14 protein-coding genes and 1 tRNA gene are annotated in these 14379 nt (G+C 54.8%); 4 read left to right on the top strand and 11 right to left on the bottom strand.

The window, feature by feature from the left end; translation table 11 throughout:
- Positions 1 to 24: 24 nt before the first annotated feature.
- The 6 genes from iscA to uvrB form a co-directional block, all read right to left on the bottom strand.
- Positions 25 to 348 carry an iron-sulfur cluster assembly protein IscA gene (gene iscA, locus QN370_RS03815; protein ID WP_322125843.1) on the bottom strand — a complete coding sequence of 108 codons (324 nt, stop codon included), beginning with the start codon at positions 346 to 348 and terminating at the stop codon, positions 25 to 27.
- Positions 349 to 373: 25 nt separating this feature from the next.
- Positions 374 to 781 (bottom strand): Fe-S cluster assembly scaffold IscU, encoded by a 408-nt coding sequence (gene iscU / locus QN370_RS03810; RefSeq protein ID WP_322125842.1) that lies wholly within the window; start codon positions 779 to 781, stop codon positions 374 to 376.
- A gap of 55 nt (positions 782 to 836) precedes the next feature.
- Positions 837 to 2090 carry an IscS subfamily cysteine desulfurase gene (locus QN370_RS03805; RefSeq protein WP_322125841.1) on the bottom strand — a complete coding sequence of 418 codons (1254 nt, stop codon included), beginning with the start codon at positions 2088 to 2090 and terminating at the stop codon, positions 837 to 839.
- A 15-nt stretch (positions 2091 to 2105) separates the two neighbouring features.
- On the bottom strand, positions 2106 to 2579 hold the full coding sequence (gene iscR / locus QN370_RS03800) for a Fe-S cluster assembly transcriptional regulator IscR (RefSeq protein WP_322125840.1): 474 nt from the start codon (positions 2577 to 2579) through the stop codon (positions 2106 to 2108).
- A gap of 99 nt (positions 2580 to 2678) precedes the next feature.
- Positions 2679 to 3464 (bottom strand): uracil-DNA glycosylase, encoded by a 786-nt coding sequence (locus QN370_RS03795; protein ID WP_322125839.1) that lies wholly within the window; start codon positions 3462 to 3464, stop codon positions 2679 to 2681.
- 1 nt (position 3465) lies between these two features.
- The gene (uvrB, locus tag QN370_RS03790) at positions 3466 to 5559 is read right to left on the bottom strand and encodes an excinuclease ABC subunit UvrB (RefSeq protein WP_322125838.1); all 2094 of its coding nucleotides are present in this window, start codon (positions 5557 to 5559) and stop codon (positions 3466 to 3468) included.
- Positions 5560 to 5676: 117 nt separating this feature from the next.
- Between uvrB and QN370_RS03785 the strand changes: the two genes are divergently transcribed.
- On the top strand, positions 5677 to 6891 hold the full coding sequence (locus QN370_RS03785; protein ID WP_322125837.1) for an amino acid aminotransferase: 1215 nt from the start codon (positions 5677 to 5679) through the stop codon (positions 6889 to 6891).
- Positions 6892 to 7012: 121 nt separating this feature from the next.
- Positions 7013 to 7088: transfer RNA gene (locus QN370_RS03780), tRNA-Asn, on the top strand.
- 70 nt (positions 7089 to 7158) lie between these two features.
- Here QN370_RS03780 and QN370_RS03775 read toward each other — a convergent pair.
- From QN370_RS03775 to QN370_RS03765, 3 genes are all read right to left on the bottom strand, one after another.
- Positions 7159 to 7464, bottom strand: coding sequence for a tyrosine-type recombinase/integrase (locus QN370_RS03775; protein WP_416347703.1), 306 nt, complete (start codon positions 7462 to 7464; stop codon positions 7159 to 7161).
- A 108-nt stretch (positions 7465 to 7572) separates the two neighbouring features.
- Complete coding sequence (locus QN370_RS03770) at positions 7573 to 7827, bottom strand: hypothetical protein (RefSeq protein WP_322125836.1); 255 nt, start codon at positions 7825 to 7827, stop codon at positions 7573 to 7575.
- A gap of 122 nt (positions 7828 to 7949) precedes the next feature.
- Entirely contained in the window at positions 7950 to 8435 is a 486-nt protein-coding gene (locus tag QN370_RS03765) for a hypothetical protein (RefSeq protein ID WP_322125835.1), read from the bottom strand.
- Between the two features lie 239 nt (positions 8436 to 8674).
- Here QN370_RS03765 and QN370_RS03760 point away from each other — a divergent pair, with 239 nt between their 5' ends.
- Both QN370_RS03760 and QN370_RS03755 read left to right on the top strand, forming a co-directional pair.
- Positions 8675 to 8962: a type II toxin-antitoxin system ParD family antitoxin gene (locus tag QN370_RS03760; RefSeq protein WP_322125834.1), complete on the top strand. Its 288-nt coding sequence runs from the start codon at positions 8675 to 8677 to the stop codon at positions 8960 to 8962.
- Positions 8949 to 9254 carry a type II toxin-antitoxin system RelE/ParE family toxin gene (locus QN370_RS03755; protein ID WP_322125833.1) on the top strand — a complete coding sequence of 102 codons (306 nt, stop codon included), beginning with the start codon at positions 8949 to 8951 and terminating at the stop codon, positions 9252 to 9254. Before QN370_RS03760 ends, QN370_RS03755 begins: the two co-directional genes overlap by 14 nt.
- A gap of 296 nt (positions 9255 to 9550) precedes the next feature.
- Here the strand turns inward: QN370_RS03755 and brxL are convergent, their stop codons facing one another.
- Both brxL and pglZ read right to left on the bottom strand, forming a co-directional pair.
- Positions 9551 to 11611 carry a protease Lon-related BREX system protein BrxL gene (gene brxL, locus QN370_RS03750; RefSeq protein ID WP_416172099.1) on the bottom strand — a complete coding sequence of 687 codons (2061 nt, stop codon included), beginning with the start codon at positions 11609 to 11611 and terminating at the stop codon, positions 9551 to 9553.
- A gap of 8 nt (positions 11612 to 11619) precedes the next feature.
- A complete protein-coding gene (gene pglZ, locus QN370_RS03745; protein WP_322125832.1) occupies positions 11620 to 14235 on the bottom strand; it encodes a BREX-1 system phosphatase PglZ type A in 2616 nt (871 codons plus the stop codon).
- Positions 14236 to 14379: the final 144 nt, after the last annotated feature.

Raw genomic sequence — 14379 nt, 5'->3', positions numbered from 1 at the left:
TCAGTGATCTCTGCCCACGCTACCTCAAATCCGGAAACTTTCGCCGCAGCCGCACGCATCCTTGACGTTCGGATTGTAGAACTTGAACCCTTCGTTCAAGCCTTCACGGCCAAAGTCCAGTTCGGTGCCATCGATATACGGCAGGCTCTTCGGATCGACGAATAATTTCACGCCGTGCGATTCGAAGATACTGTCTTCCGTGGCGCTCTCATCGACGTATTCCAGCTTGTACGCCAACCCTGAACAGCCGGTGGTGCGAACGCCAAAGCGCAATCCGATTCCCTTGCCGCGACGTTCCATGTAGCGGCTGATGTGCTTGGCTGCTTTTTCAGTCAGTGTGATTGCCATGTTTTTTCTCGCAGGTTATGCCGATTCAGACTGCTGCTGCAGTGGCTGTTTCAGCGGCATGCCGTGTCTTGTAATCCAGCACGGCGGCCTTGATCGCATCTTCGGCCAGGATCGAGCAATGGATTTTGACTGGTGGCAGCGCCAGCTCTTCAGCGATCTGGGTGTTCTTGATCGACATGGCTTCGTCGAGCGTCTTGCCCTTGACCCATTCGGTCACCAGCGATGACGAGGCGATCGCCGAACCACAACCGTAGGTCTTGAACTTGGCGTCCTGGATGATGCCGTCGGCACCGACCTTGATCTGCAGTTTCATGACGTCGCCGCAAGCTGGCGCGCCGACCATGCCGGTGCCGATCGTATCGTCACCCTTGTCGAATGCGCCGACGTTGCGTGGATTTTCGTAGTGATCCAGGACTTTTTCTGAGTATGCCATTTTGATGCTCCTTGAAATTACGCCGCTTGCGGGTTGTCCCGCAAGCGATGAATGATTAGTGTGCTGCCCACTGGATCGAACTGATATCGATCCCTTCCTTGTGCATGTCCCACAGCGGCGACAGGTCACGTAGTTTGGCAACTTTTTCCTTGATGAGATTGATCGTGAAATCAATGTCTTCGTCAGTCGTGAAGCGTCCAAACGTAAAGCGAATCGAGCTATGCGCCAACTCATCGCTACGACCCAGTGCACGCAACACATACGACGGCTCCAGACTGGCCGAGGTGCAGGCGGAACCCGACGACACGGCGATATCCTTGATTGCCATGATCAGCGATTCACCTTCGACATAGTTGAAGCTGACATTGAGGTTATGCGGCACGCGATGCGCCATATCACCGTTAATGTAGACCTCTTCCATTTCCGACAGGCCTTTGGCAAGGCGATCGCGCAGTGTCGTGATACGCGCGATTTCCTCGTCCATTTCTTCACGGGCAATCTTGAATGCCTCACCCATGCCGACGATCTGGTGCGTTGGCAAGGTACCCGAACGCATGCCGCGCTCGTGACCGCCACCGTGCATTTGCGGTTCGATGCGAATACGTGGCTTGCGACGAACGTACAGTGCGCCGATGCCTTTTGGACCGTACGATTTGTGGGCGGTGAATGTCATCAGATCGATCTTGGTTTTTTCAAGGTCAATCTTCATCTTGCCAGTGGCTTGCGCCGCATCGCAGTGGAACACGATGCCCTTTGAACGGCACAGTTCGCCAATCTCGTCGACTGGCTGAATCACGCCAATCTCATTATTGACCAGCATGACCGAGACCAGGATCGTGTCAGGACGAATCGCTTCGGCGAGTTGCTCGATCGTGATCAGGCCGTTGTCCTGCGGTTGCAGGTACGTTGCTTCAAAGCCTTCGCGCTCCAGTTCACGCACCGTGTCGAGTACTGCCTTGTGCTCGGTTTTGACGGTGATGATGTGCTTGCCTTTGGTCTTGTAGAAATGGGCAGCACCTTTGATCGCGAGGTTGTTGCTTTCAGTGGCACCCGACGTCCAGACGATTTCACGTGGGTCCGCGTTGACCAGTTTGGCCACTTCGGCACGTGCTTCTTCGACTGCTTTTTCTGCAGTCCAGCCGTACATGTGGCTGCGGGAGGCGGGATTACCGAACTGCTCACGCAGGTATGGAATCATCTTGTCGGCAACGCGCGGGTCGATTGGCGTGGTCGACGAATAGTCGAGATAAACCGGGAAGTGCGGTGCCTTCAAGGTATCAATCAGGCTTTTGCTTAAGGGGGCATTCATTGTCTTACACTCCAATCAAGAAACAACGTGGGACCGATGTAGCACCACTACGTTTTGTTCAATATTTTTTTGTCGCTGCTGATCCACCAGGTCTTTCAGTGAAACAGAATCGAGGTACTCCACCATCTTTGAATTCAAGGTCGACCACAAATCATGTGTCATGCAACGGGTACCGTTTTCGGTCGTCGAACTGCGGCAATTTTCTTTGCCACCGCACTGTGTTGAGTCGAGTGGTTCGTCGACCGCAATAATGATGTCCGCTACCGTCACATCTTCCGCACGCCGTGCCAGATTGTAGCCACCACCTGGACCACGTACCGATTCGACGATTTCATGACGACGCAGCTTGCCGAACAATTGCTCGAGGTACGACAGCGAAATCGCCTGACGCTGGCTGATGCCCGAAAGTGTCACTGGACCACCGCTTTGACGCAGTGCCAGATCTATCATTGCAGTGACCGCGAAACGGCCTTTTGTAGTCAATCTCATGTTTCTTAATCCCCGAAGTCAGCCGAGCTGGAATTCCCTGAGTAGTTGATCAATTTTGTCGAGTATAACAAGGTTGACCGTTTTCGTCAGGTATCCATTCTAACGGTTCGCTGGATTCGGCGCTGAGCACCGCAACAGCTGCATCGGACCGAACAGTTTCTGCATGGATCCATTATCGATGAAGGACAGGTTATAGGGATGCTCGGCCACCAGCTGCGGAAAACGATCCATCCCGGGCAAGCCGTCGAGTTGCGCGGCGATCTTCCCCCACAGCACTAGAGTCGGTGGCACTGGACGATCAACCAACGCCGCGAATATGGTTTCAAGGAAAGGCATCCAGGCGCGCGCATCGCGCACTGGCGGCACATGGGAGCGAAATACCAGTGCGGCGTTGAGCAAGAGGAAACCTTGCCGGCTCAGGTTTTGCTGCAATTGCGGCAAGGTCTGGATGTGGTTTGAACCGGGCTGAAGCGCTTGGGCTCCGGCAACGACCATTGCCTCTCCTGAAGTGTGCCCGGGAGTCAACGTGCCATCGGCTACCAACAGCATCTTCATGAAATTACGCAAGGAGGTAGCGCGATTGACCGACTTCGACAAGCCTTTTTCAGACCACAGCACATCCACTGCGCCATCCATGAAGCACACACCGGTGGCGCTGTCAGCACGCGGATAAGGCCCCTCCCCGACCAGCACGTAGCGCACCGAGTCAATCGGTTGGGCAAAAGCAGCGAGCAAGCGACCTCGGGTAGGCAGGTAATCTTCCTGTACCAGTGCTGAGAGGTAGGCAGGGTCTGCACGATCAACCGCTTGCAGACCTGCCAGCAGAGACGGATGCCAGGAAACATCCGCCCCTTCAATGGTTGCGAGGATTGCGGCAGGGATCATGCTACTTGCCCAGCATCGATGCAATATTGTCCGACCCGCTAGCACCGAACAATTGCTCCTTGAGAATGCGCAACTGGTCGCGTACCTGTGCCGCTTTTTCGAATTCCAGGTTCTTCGCGTGATCGAGCATCAGCTTTTCAAGACGCTTGATTTCCTTGCTGATCTGCTTCTCGCTCATCGATTCGTACTTGGCAGTTTCTTGCGCTACCTGCAATTCTTCGCGCGCTTCCTGCGGACTGTACACACCATCGATCAGGTCCTTGATCTGCTTCTTGATGCCGATCGGCGTGATGTTATTGGCCAGGTTGAATTCAACTTGCTTGTTGCGACGACGCTCTGTCTCATCGATGGCACGACGCATCGAATCGGTGACTTTATCGCCGTAAAGAATAGCCTTGCCATTGAGGTTACGCGCAGCGCGACCGATGGTCTGGATCAGACTACGCTCGGAGCGCAAAAAGCCTTCCTTGTCCGCATCGAGAATGGCCACCAGCGACACCTCGGGCAAGTCAAGTCCTTCGCGTAGTAAATTAATGCCAACCAGTACATCAAACGTACCGAGCCGTAGATCGCGCAATATCTCGACCCGCTCTACCGTATCGATATCGCTGTGCAGGTAGCGGACCTTGACACCATGGTCACTCAGAAATTCCGTCAGTTGTTCCGACATCCGCTTGGTAAGCGTCGTCACCAGCACGCGCTCGTTTTGCGCAACCCGCAGCTGAATTTCGCCCATCAGGTCATCAACTTGGGTACTGGCCGGACGTACTTCGATCGCGGGGTCGACCAGACCGGTCGGCCGCACCACTTGCTCGACGACCTGCCCTGCGTGGGTCTTTTCATATTCAGCCGGCGTGGCCGATACAAAGACGGTCTGCCGCATCTTGCCTTCAAATTCGTCGAACCGCAGTGGCCGGTTATCCAGTGCCGACGGCAGCCGAAATCCGTAATCGACGAGATTGGTCTTGCGCGAGCGGTCGCCGTTGTACATGCCGCTGAGCTGACCAAGCAACACATGCGACTCGTCGAGAAACATCAGCGCATCCGGCGGCAAATAGTCGATCAAGGTTGGTGGCGGCTCACCGGCCTTGGCACCGCTGAGATGGCGCGAATAGTTTTCGATCCCTTTGGTAAAGCCAATTTCCTGCATCATTTCGAGATCGAAGCGGGTGCGTTGCTCGATGCGCTGCTCTTCGATCAGTTTGTTTTCCTTGCGGAAGAACTCAAGACGCTCACGCAATTCATCCTTGATCGTTTCAATTGCACGCAATACAGTTGCACGTGGTGTCACGTAGTGCGAACCTGGATAGACCGTGAAGCGCGGTATTTTTTGCCGGACCCGCCCAGTCAACGGGTCAAACAGCTGGATGCTTTCGATTTCATCATCGAACATCTCCAGCCGCACTGCCAGTTCTGCATGTTCAGCCGGAAAAATATCAATCGTATCGCCACGAACCCGAAACGTACCTCGCCCGAAATCGATTTCATTGCGGGTGTATTGCATCTGGATGAGGCGTGCAATGACGTCACGCTGACTGACTTTGTCCTTGGCGCGCAAGGTCAGAATCATCTGGTGATATTCGTTCGGATTCCCGATACCGTAGATCGCAGAGACCGTGGCGACAATGATCACATCGCGCCGCTCCATCAATGACTTGGTGCACGACAGCCGCATCTGCTCGATGTGTTCGTTGATTGACGAGTCTTTCTCGATAAACAGATCGCGCTGAGGAACGTATGCTTCTGGCTGGTAGTAATCGTAATAGCTGACGAAATACTCCACCGCGTTGCGCGGAAAGAACTCGCGAAATTCACTGTACAGTTGGGCGGCCAACGTTTTGTTTGGAGCAAAAATAATAGCCGGACGTCCCATCCGGGCAATCACATTCGCCATGGTGTAAGTTTTACCGGAACCTGTTACACCGAGCAAAGTCTGATACGACAGGCCATCTTCGATGCCTTCTACCAGCTTGGCAATCGCGGTCGGCTGGTCGCCAGCCGGCTCGAACGGTTGTAGTAACTGGAATGGCGAATCGGGAAAGGAGATGATTTTCGATTCATCGATGGTGCTGGAAACTTGGGATAATTCAGCCATATGGTGGCGACCTTTGTTAAAATTACTCACTGCAAACTGGCGTCAGCAACTTACTGTGACGCTATCTCCAACCCGACTGCAAGCGATCTTGTGCAGCTAACTTTTAATGTTATCACGATGAACGCACCCCTTTCTGCCTCCCTGTTTACCGCCATTGAGATGGCTCCCCGCGACCCGATCCTGGGCATCACGGAAGCATTCAATGCCGACAAAAATCCCGTCAAGATCAATCTTGGCGTTGGCGTCTACTATGACAATAACGGCAAGGTTCCCCTGCTGGAATGCGTCAAAAAAGCCGAAGCCGTCATGATGGAAAAAGCTGCGCCGCGCACTTACCTGCCAATTGATGGTCTGGCTGCGTACGACAAAGCGGTGCAGGAACTTGTCTTCGGCATTGGCAGCGCCGTTATCACCGAAAAGCGCGCAATCACTGCGCAAGCCGTCGGTGGAACCGGTGCCCTGAAACTCGGTGCCGACTTTCTGCAGCGCTTCGCCCCGGACGCGCAAGTGTGGATCAGCGACCCGAGCTGGGAAAACCATCGCGCCTTGTTTGAATCGGCCGGCTTCGTCGTCAACAATTATCCGTACTACGACCCCGCCACCCGAGGCGTGAATTTTTCAGGCATGCTCGATGCGCTGCACACCATGCCAGCCGGATCGATTGTGCTGCTGCACGCTTGCTGCCACAACCCGACCGGTGCTGACCTGACTGATGCGCAATGGCTGGAAGTGATCAAGGTCGTTACAGAGCGCGGTCTGGTGCCGTTTCTCGATATGGCCTATCAGGGCTTTGGCGATGGTATCGAAGCCGATGGCAAAGTCGTGCGCCAGTTCGCTGAAGCAGGCGGTCCGCTGTTCGTCTCGAACTCGTTTTCAAAATCGTTCTCGCTTTACGGCGAACGCGTTGGCGCACTGAGCATCGTTGCTGTCAGCAGCGACGAGGCTGCACGTTTGCTGTCGCAACTCAAACGCGTCATTCGCACCAACTACTCGAACCCGCCGGTACATGGCGGCCAGGTCGTGGCATTGGCTTTGTCGACACCGGAACTGCGCCAGTTGTGGGAAGAAGAACTTGCTGGCATGCGCGTGCGCATCCGTGAAATGCGTCAGCTGTTTGTCTCAAAGCTGAAAGAAAAAGCCCCCGGCCATGACTTCGATTTCGTCATCAAGCAACGCGGCATGTTTTCTTACTCCGGCCTGACCAAAGATCAAGTAGCCCGCCTCGCAAGTGAGCATTCGATCTACGCTGTCGACACCGGTCGCATCTGCGTGGCAGCATTAAATTCCACCAATATCGACAAGGTGGTTGAGGCCATCGCGAAAGTATTGTAGACTTCGGCCTCGCTGTGAGAAGAAGCAGTTTTTGTTCTTGCAGCACTGTCGAAAGTTGGTAGTAAAGCAGTCTTGAAACTTTTGACAGGCAGCATCTGTTCCGCCATAATGCGGCAGCTTTTCCCTGATAGCTCAGTTGGTAGAGCGACGGACTGTTAATCCGCAGGTCCCTGGTTCGAGTCCAGGTCGGGGAGCCAGAATACTGAAGGGCCTACACGCATGTGTTGGCCCTTTTCGTTTTGTCCAACGTGACAAAAACGTGACACGCTAGTCCCCTTCCCTTTTCCCCACGATGCGCGAAGCCGCCACCTGCAAGTGCGCCGTCGCGTATTTGGCGTACCGGTCCACTATCACCCGTGATTTCCAGCCGCCCAGGTCTTTCAGTTCATCGCAGGACGTGCCCGCCTGCCGGTGCCAAGATGCCCACGTATGCCGCAGATCATGAAACCGGAAATCGCTCAACTCCGCTTTCTTGATCGCGTTGTGCCACGCCGTATTCGTCACATCCCACCGGATCGGGTTGCCCTTGTACGTAAAACACGCTTGCGGATGCCGACCAACTTGCTCGCGCAACACCGTCACCGCGTTCGCATTGAGCGGCGCCCGCGCGGGGTTCCGCTTTTTAGCGGGCTTACGAAGTCGATGCCACCAACATTGACAGTCAAGTTCCGCTGCGACGTGTTACTTGGAAGGTACCGATGCCCCTGTCGCCGGTGTGGCAGTCGCCTGACTTGCCGCTGCCGCGCGGTCCTTCTTGTTCGCCTGATGGCGACCAACAATACAGCCAACACCTGCACCAATAACCGCATGCTTGCCAGCGACATGACCGGCCACGCCACAAACAGCGGCACCGGCAAGACACCCCTTGGCACTGGCCTCTCCGGCCAACAATGTCGCACAGGCGAGTACAACCAGGGAAAGTTTAGAAATGTTCATGGACAGCTTTCAAAAGTGATTTCAATGATTGATAGGGTGCATTACGTAGTCTACGCCGCACGTGGACTACGGATGAAGTAACTACGGCGAGTTTCCCTTATAGATCGGTCCCCGCGCCGCTATTAACGAATGTGGCTAGCCGCGACGTTGCGACTGACTACGTCTGCATGACGCTCGTGCCGTTCGTCATTGCGCGCAACGACCGCATCATGTCGGACATGGCGTTCATGCGACAAGGCACGACGGTCCTGATGCAAGTCCTGTTTTTGGCTGTTGATCACGTGCTGTTCCTGCAAACGGGCGTTATTGGCACGCTGTGCACCGGCCAGATTGCCGCGCGACAGGGCAACATTTTCGCGATGCTGGTCAACATTGCGGGCATGGCGGTCAGCCTGTAATGCTTGCTGGTCGTGGTGAATTTCCTGCTTCGTAGTTTGTACTGCCGCCGTGTCCTGGCGAATGGCGTGATTGTCGGCGCGGATCGCGCGGGTCTCCTGACGAATGGCGGCATTGTCTTGCTTGACCTGCGCCACGGGCGCGCCTTGTGCAAAGGCCGAAGCACCGAGGATTGATAAAAGGGTAGTGACTATAAGGGAAGAGGTTTTCATGATGAGCATTCCAGTTCAAGAGAAGGTGCGGTAAGACCGTCGCTGCGGCATTCCTCCAACAACGTGATCTGGTGAATCTCCGAACACGACGAAGCCGTAAGCCGTGTTGCAAATTGTTAATAACCGGGCATCAACCACAAGCTGCTGCGGCTTGAGCAGTAACGGTGAAAAGCCTCGACTCATTGATTAATATCCATGCCATGGATATAGTATGGACAATTCGCTCAAAAGGAACAGCCATGACCATGCACATCAATCTGTCGCCGGAAATGGAAGGATTTATAAAGGGAAAGGTAACGAACGGCTTTTATGGGAATGCCACCGAGGTAATCCGGGATGCAATTCGCCGCATGCAGTCAGAAGAAATCCGTCTTGCAGCATGGCAGTTGGCTATCAGGCAAGGTGATGAACAACTCGACAGGGGCGATGAAATCGTTTACTCGTCCCAGACACGCGATACGATCACAGAACTTGCCATAGCGGCCATGCATGGCACCAAGCCACTGGATCCGGATGTCCTCCCGTAAGCCTTGTCAGCTCGTTCTTTCTGTAAAGGCGATGCAAGATTTCATCGATATCCTGCGATATACCGGCGAGACCTGGGGTGAAAATCAACTAATGATTTATCGCGACAAGCTTGATGGCGCGCTAGAGTCAATTGGCTGCAACCCCGCTCTCGGACATCACCGGGCGGACTTGCCGCCGACACATTGTGCTTATCTGGTAGGATCCCATGTCATTGTCTACCGTCAGCGCAAAGAATCGGTTGCCGTCGTCCGCATCCTGCATCAGCGCATGAGCTTGGGCAGGCACACTTGAAACGGCCAATCCAGTTCCGATAATTGGCCGTATTGGCGGGCGAACGGTACAACGGAAGCGTAGCCTTTGCAATGCGTTGCCTTATCCTCGCGGGATGACTTTCTAGCTGGTCATGTCGCCGTCAAGCGTATGACATGTTCGCCACCAGCGTCAATTCTCCTGCCTTCCGTTGTTTGTCACGCGGCGCGCTTGGATCATGGTCACCACACCATGAATATTTACACGGTGCAAAAACCACGCTTACCCCGTCTGAGAGCGGCCCCTTACCAACGCCCCTGTGGGCCAACATTGCAAGTTCACTCAACACCCAAAGCTTTAAAAACAGCATCCACCGGATCCGAATAAAAACTAGTCTGAAACTTGGCAAACAACTCCCCAGGCACAGTAGCAATGTCAGTCACACTCGACATCGGCAGCAGAATGCGCTTAGCACCAGCATCAAACGCAACCTGCATGCACTCCGCAAGACTCTGCACCTGCACAATCGTTCCGCCCAAGCTCATATCGCCCATCACAGCCAGCTGTGATTGCACCGGCTTACCCAGCGCCGCAGAACAAAGAGCAATAAAGCTCGCCAGCGTGAATGCCTTCGGAGCACCGCTATTTTGCAACTCCACCAGATGGGTATGAAAATCGCGCTCACCCGGCTTGATGGCCGCACTGACGCGAGATGAGTTGGCTTTGAAATAGTCGAACGCGACGCGCACTGCTTCACGCGGTGCCACGCCAGAGACGTTTGCCTTACCCGACCCAGGAATAGATTGAATCTCCAGACGGTAAATGCCAGGCATCTCGGATGTCCCCATGCTGATCGTGTGCAAGGTTCCTGGCGACAGGCGTCCTTCAGGCACAAGCGCACCGCTCGACTGCTCAGGCACGGTCACAAAACGCTCAACGCTGTCCTCCAGGTCGATGTAGCTGAAATGAACGTCATAGAACTCCATGCCACCAATTTTCTTGAGCTGTTCTTTGACGCGACGGCGTGCCTCCAACGCGTATTCCAGGCATTTACGCACCGAGTCCTTGGTGTACTCACCGTTGGGACAGACCAGCTTGAGCAGGCCTGAAGTGGTTCTACGCACCGCGATGGTGTCGCGCTGGTTCAGGTTATTCCCCAGCTTGAACCACTTATCAATCGCATCAGCAAAGCTTTGCTTGCGCATCTCGCGCAGGTATTCAGCCAGGTAATCGACAATCAGGCCGTACTGATTGGTAAAAAACTCCGGCCGCATTTTCGGGATTTCCCAGCCCGGAACATAAGCATGAAAGCGGTCAAAAAATGCCGAATCAATCATCGCTTCCGGAAATGGCGCCAACAGGTGCGAGGTTTTCACCAACGACTCAACGCTCTGATTAATGTTGCCGACAAATACCATCGCCGCACTGGCATTAATAGACTCGCGACCCCGGCTGAACGAGCCGGAAGCCATGTAGTCCTTCATGATTTGTACGCCGTCGGTGTCTTTGAAATTGATGCCGGCCACTTCATCAAACGCGACCACATCCCACAAGCCAACCAGGCCGACCTTGCGCGCACTCATGTTGTAGAAAAGGTTGGCCACCGTAGTCTGGCCGCCGGATACCAGAATGCTGTTCGGGCTGATTTCCTTGTAAATGTGACTCTTGCCAGTGCCACGCGGCCCGAGTTCGCAGAAGTTGTAATTGTTTTCCACCAACGGCACCATCCGTGCCAGCAGATGCCACTTCACACGTTCCTTGAAATGGCTAGGCTCCATGCCAGTCGAGCGAATCAACGCATCAATCCACTGCTCATCGGTGAACGACTTGCGCGCCTCAAACAAGGCAGACATATCCATGTTCGGCATCTGGATAGGCTTGAGTTCCGTGACAGAAAAAGGCGAACCCTTCTGGTCTTCTTCGAAATGGTATTTCAATGTGACGATGCACCAGATACCGCCGACCAGCAATTTCTCGAACTGCCGGACATAGCTATCGGATATCTCGGCGTTCTTCACCCCAAGGTTCGACAGCAGCGCCTCGTACACATCGCGCTTCTCATTGAGCTTGACGGTCACCTTATCGATGACCTTGTAGGTGCCGCTTTCACGCACCTTGGACTTCACCTTCTCGGCCTCGTCCGGCCGCACATAGTTCTCAGTCAGGATGCGTTTGACGTTGACCAATCCGCCCTGGATGACCTCCTCGTCATTACTGGCGCAGTACATACCTAGCAGGTATTCCAGAACATAAACCGGAACGTTCGCGCCCTCTTTAATCAACTTGGTCAGATCTTTTCGCACGACCTTGCCAGCGAAATACGTATTGAGTAACGTGTCCAGGCTGGTATCTGGCAGTGCATTGGCTACTGGGTCGGTTGGTGTCGGAGTCTGCATCATTTCAATTTTCAAAAGTCATTACCAAACGCCAAGTCTACCTTTATGGGCAAGCGCAGCACTTCCACTTTGCTGACCGCGTCGCGCATCACCAGGTCATAGCGTTTGTGCGGGTCATGCGTGCCCGCCTGCACCGTCAAGAAAATGGTGCGTTTGCGCTCATCAAGCAGCTGTGACGTGCTGTCGAATGTGATGGACTGTTCATTGCTGATCGGCTTGCCGTCATCAGAGAAATCGCGCAACGACACCACCACCGACCGCGCCAACACGCGCTCCGATACCGCATCGGTCTGGATAAATTCGAATCGCTGGGTATTGGTCACGACCTTGTTCACGGTGCCCAGCAAGCTGACGCTGACATACTTTGTCTTGGCGTTTTCCGCTTCGCTCACGCGCACCGTAATGACCGGCACCACGACCTCCTGCGGCATGGCGCTGCCATGCACAAAACGGGCACCCCCTGCAAAATGGAAGCGGCTTGCGCCCTTGGGCAGCCAGAAGTCCAGACTTCCCTCCGGGGTAGTGCCCGCAGTTACCGCCGTATTGCCAGACCACGCCTTCGCCGTCGCGCCCAAGTCGCGGCCAATCAGGTAGCGCTTCTTGGCTTTTAAAGTGCCTGCAGGCTTCTCTTCAAGCGTGGATTTATCGGCGTCGTCCAGTGCCGATTCCTGGTACATAAAGCCATGGTCTGCGGTGACCAGCACCGTCGATCCATTGAGGCTGTTGATGACAAAGCCCAGCACATTGGCGAGTTCTTGCACCGTTTGCGCAGCCGCTTCAAAGGTCTTGGTTTCGGACGCCTGCTTGTCGCCAATCATGTCGATTCGGTCGTGATAGATGTAGACCAGCTTCTGGTCGCGTACCAGCTCCCTGCCCTTGTCTTTGCCCAACGCCATCAAGTCTTCCGCTTTAATCGCCAGGCCGCCAAAGCGTTGCAACTGTTCGCACCGCTGCTCCAGCGTAGCCACCAAATGACCATCGACCAGCACATCCAGGTTGGCACTCTCTTTGTACGCCAGTGTCTGATGCGGCAGCAAGGCGGCCATACCCAGTGCGGTGTAACTTGGCAAAACCCCCAGCATGCCCTCCAGCGATGCCTTGAAGCGGCTTTTGCTATTGGTATGCTGCACAAGTTCCTGTGCGACTTCATAGCGGAATGCATCGGAAATCAACACGAACACCCGTTTGACGCCACCGTCAAACAGCGGCAGCACCCGACGTTCATAAAACGCCTGTTGGGACACCACCTCCGGCAGCTTCCAATTGCTAAGCAGACCCTGAGGCCCTTCCAGCACTGTTGACCAGGCGGTACTCAACTGCGGAATAAACCAGCCTGAATACACGCCTTCAATCGTCTCGCGTAACCCATGCAAAACCGCCCAGCCTGTGGGTTCCACTGCGTCGGCCGCCGTGTGGAAATGCCGGTACAACTGGTCAAAGCGATACAGCTCATCACGATATTGAGCGAATGCGGTGCCCGCATCGGCAAAGCTAAAGCCTGCGGCATGCGTCGCCTTCAGACTGAAAAAGTCAGCCGCCGCAGTCAATGCGTCGTAACAGGCAGCCAGTGCACGAGTGCGCTCATTGGCGCTTGCCAAAAGCGGGTTGGCCCAATGGCCATCTCGACGGCGCGCCATCAATGCGCGCACCACATCCATGTTGGCGCCGGCACCGACCACGATGCGCTGCTTGAGGTCTTGCACGACGCGCAGTTCGACATCTTCAAACGTCATGCACTCGACCAACTGCTCTGCGGAGTGTCCCGACAACAAACTCACCAGTTCAAGCTCGTTGGCCACCGCTTGCGCCAAGGCGTTGTAACTTGCGAACTGGGCGATATCGGAACGCCAACGTGCGACAAAGACCGATGCATTTGCCGCGAGGCTCCGGTCAGGTAACACAAAATGCGCCAGCTGACGCGGGGTATCGCCCTGCAGACCACGACAAAAATCGGTCACCAGAATGCGTAGCAACAGATCGCGTAAACTTGGATTCGCATCGGCGTAGCCGAATTGAACCTGCACCAGATCCCAGAACGCCGGCGTCAAATCATTGGCCGCAAATTCTTGCCAGGCTTTGGGCTGCGCCGTCAGATCCCCGAGACCATCAACGACCATCGCGCCATAGAGGCGCTGCAATATGGAAAACAGGTCTGGCTGGTCGGCACGGGCCAGCACCGCCATCATTTTGCGGTCCAGATCCGTTGCGCCGTCGCTAGGCAAAACCAGCCGTTTGAGGCGATCCGAACGGTCTTTGGCGCGGAGGAACTTTGTTCGGTCTTTCAGGTGTTGACGTAGGCCCAGTGTTGTCAGGCCCAAGTCTTCCAGCAGGATGGATGTCGAGTCTGCCCGGAACGACTTGCTGCGCATGCGCACATCGAGCAGCCAGTCTTTTGTCGGTTCCGGCTCTGGCTTGGCACTGTATATAAGCCAACGCTGGTCTGGAGTCCGTTCGATGTTGAGCTTCACCTGCAAGGCTGCAGTGTCATCCAGGTGAACTAATTGCACCCCATCGAGCTGGAGGCCGTCGACGGCGCCGCAAAATTCTGCCTCGATGTCATGCCAGAAAACTACCGGCTGGTCCGAGAACATGGCGGTCAAACTATCAAATAGGCGTTTTTGGCTCATATGAAATTTTCTGTAATCTGTAGTAACTCGAATTCAAACCACCGCTCACCTTGGTCGCCAGAATCTCCTACAAGATTGGATGGTTTGCGGACCTTTCCGTTACAGCTCGGCTTGGCATTCTAATTTTGAGTAGCAATTGGAAGC

Source organism: Actimicrobium sp. CCI2.3 (assembly GCF_035019065.1).
Lineage (GTDB): Bacteria > Pseudomonadota > Gammaproteobacteria > Burkholderiales > Burkholderiaceae_D > Actimicrobium.
This window is presented reverse-complemented; position numbering and strand designations above follow the sequence as displayed.

Bases quoted from the DNA above. Each gene is read 5' to 3' on its own strand.
- QN370_RS03795 (WP_322125839.1), bottom strand. From the start codon at position 3,464: ATGATCCCTGCCGCAATCCTCGCAACCATTGAAGGGGCGGATGTTTCC.
- QN370_RS03760 (WP_322125834.1), top strand. From the start codon at position 8,675: ATGACCATGCACATCAATCTGTCGCCGGAAATGGAAGGATTTATAAAG.
- brxL (WP_416172099.1), bottom strand. From the start codon at position 11,611: ATGATGCAGACTCCGACACCAACCGACCCAGTAGCCAATGCACTGCCA.
- QN370_RS03755 (WP_322125833.1), top strand. From the start codon at position 8,949: ATGTCCTCCCGTAAGCCTTGTCAGCTCGTTCTTTCTGTAAAGGCGATG.
- QN370_RS03770 (WP_322125836.1), bottom strand. From the start codon at position 7,827: ATGAACATTTCTAAACTTTCCCTGGTTGTACTCGCCTGTGCGACATTG.
- iscA (WP_322125843.1), bottom strand. From the start codon at position 348: ATGGCAATCACACTGACTGAAAAAGCAGCCAAGCACATCAGCCGCTAC.
- QN370_RS03765 (WP_322125835.1), bottom strand. From the start codon at position 8,435: ATGAAAACCTCTTCCCTTATAGTCACTACCCTTTTATCAATCCTCGGT.
- pglZ (WP_322125832.1), bottom strand. From the start codon at position 14,235: ATGAGCCAAAAACGCCTATTTGATAGTTTGACCGCCATGTTCTCGGAC.
- QN370_RS03785 (WP_322125837.1), top strand. From the start codon at position 5,677: ATGAACGCACCCCTTTCTGCCTCCCTGTTTACCGCCATTGAGATGGCT.
- QN370_RS03805 (WP_322125841.1), bottom strand. From the start codon at position 2,090: ATGAATGCCCCCTTAAGCAAAAGCCTGATTGATACCTTGAAGGCACCG.
- iscU (WP_322125842.1), bottom strand. From the start codon at position 781: ATGGCATACTCAGAAAAAGTCCTGGATCACTACGAAAATCCACGCAAC.
- uvrB (WP_322125838.1), bottom strand. From the start codon at position 5,559: ATGGCTGAATTATCCCAAGTTTCCAGCACCATCGATGAATCGAAAATC.
- iscR (WP_322125840.1), bottom strand. From the start codon at position 2,579: ATGAGATTGACTACAAAAGGCCGTTTCGCGGTCACTGCAATGATAGAT.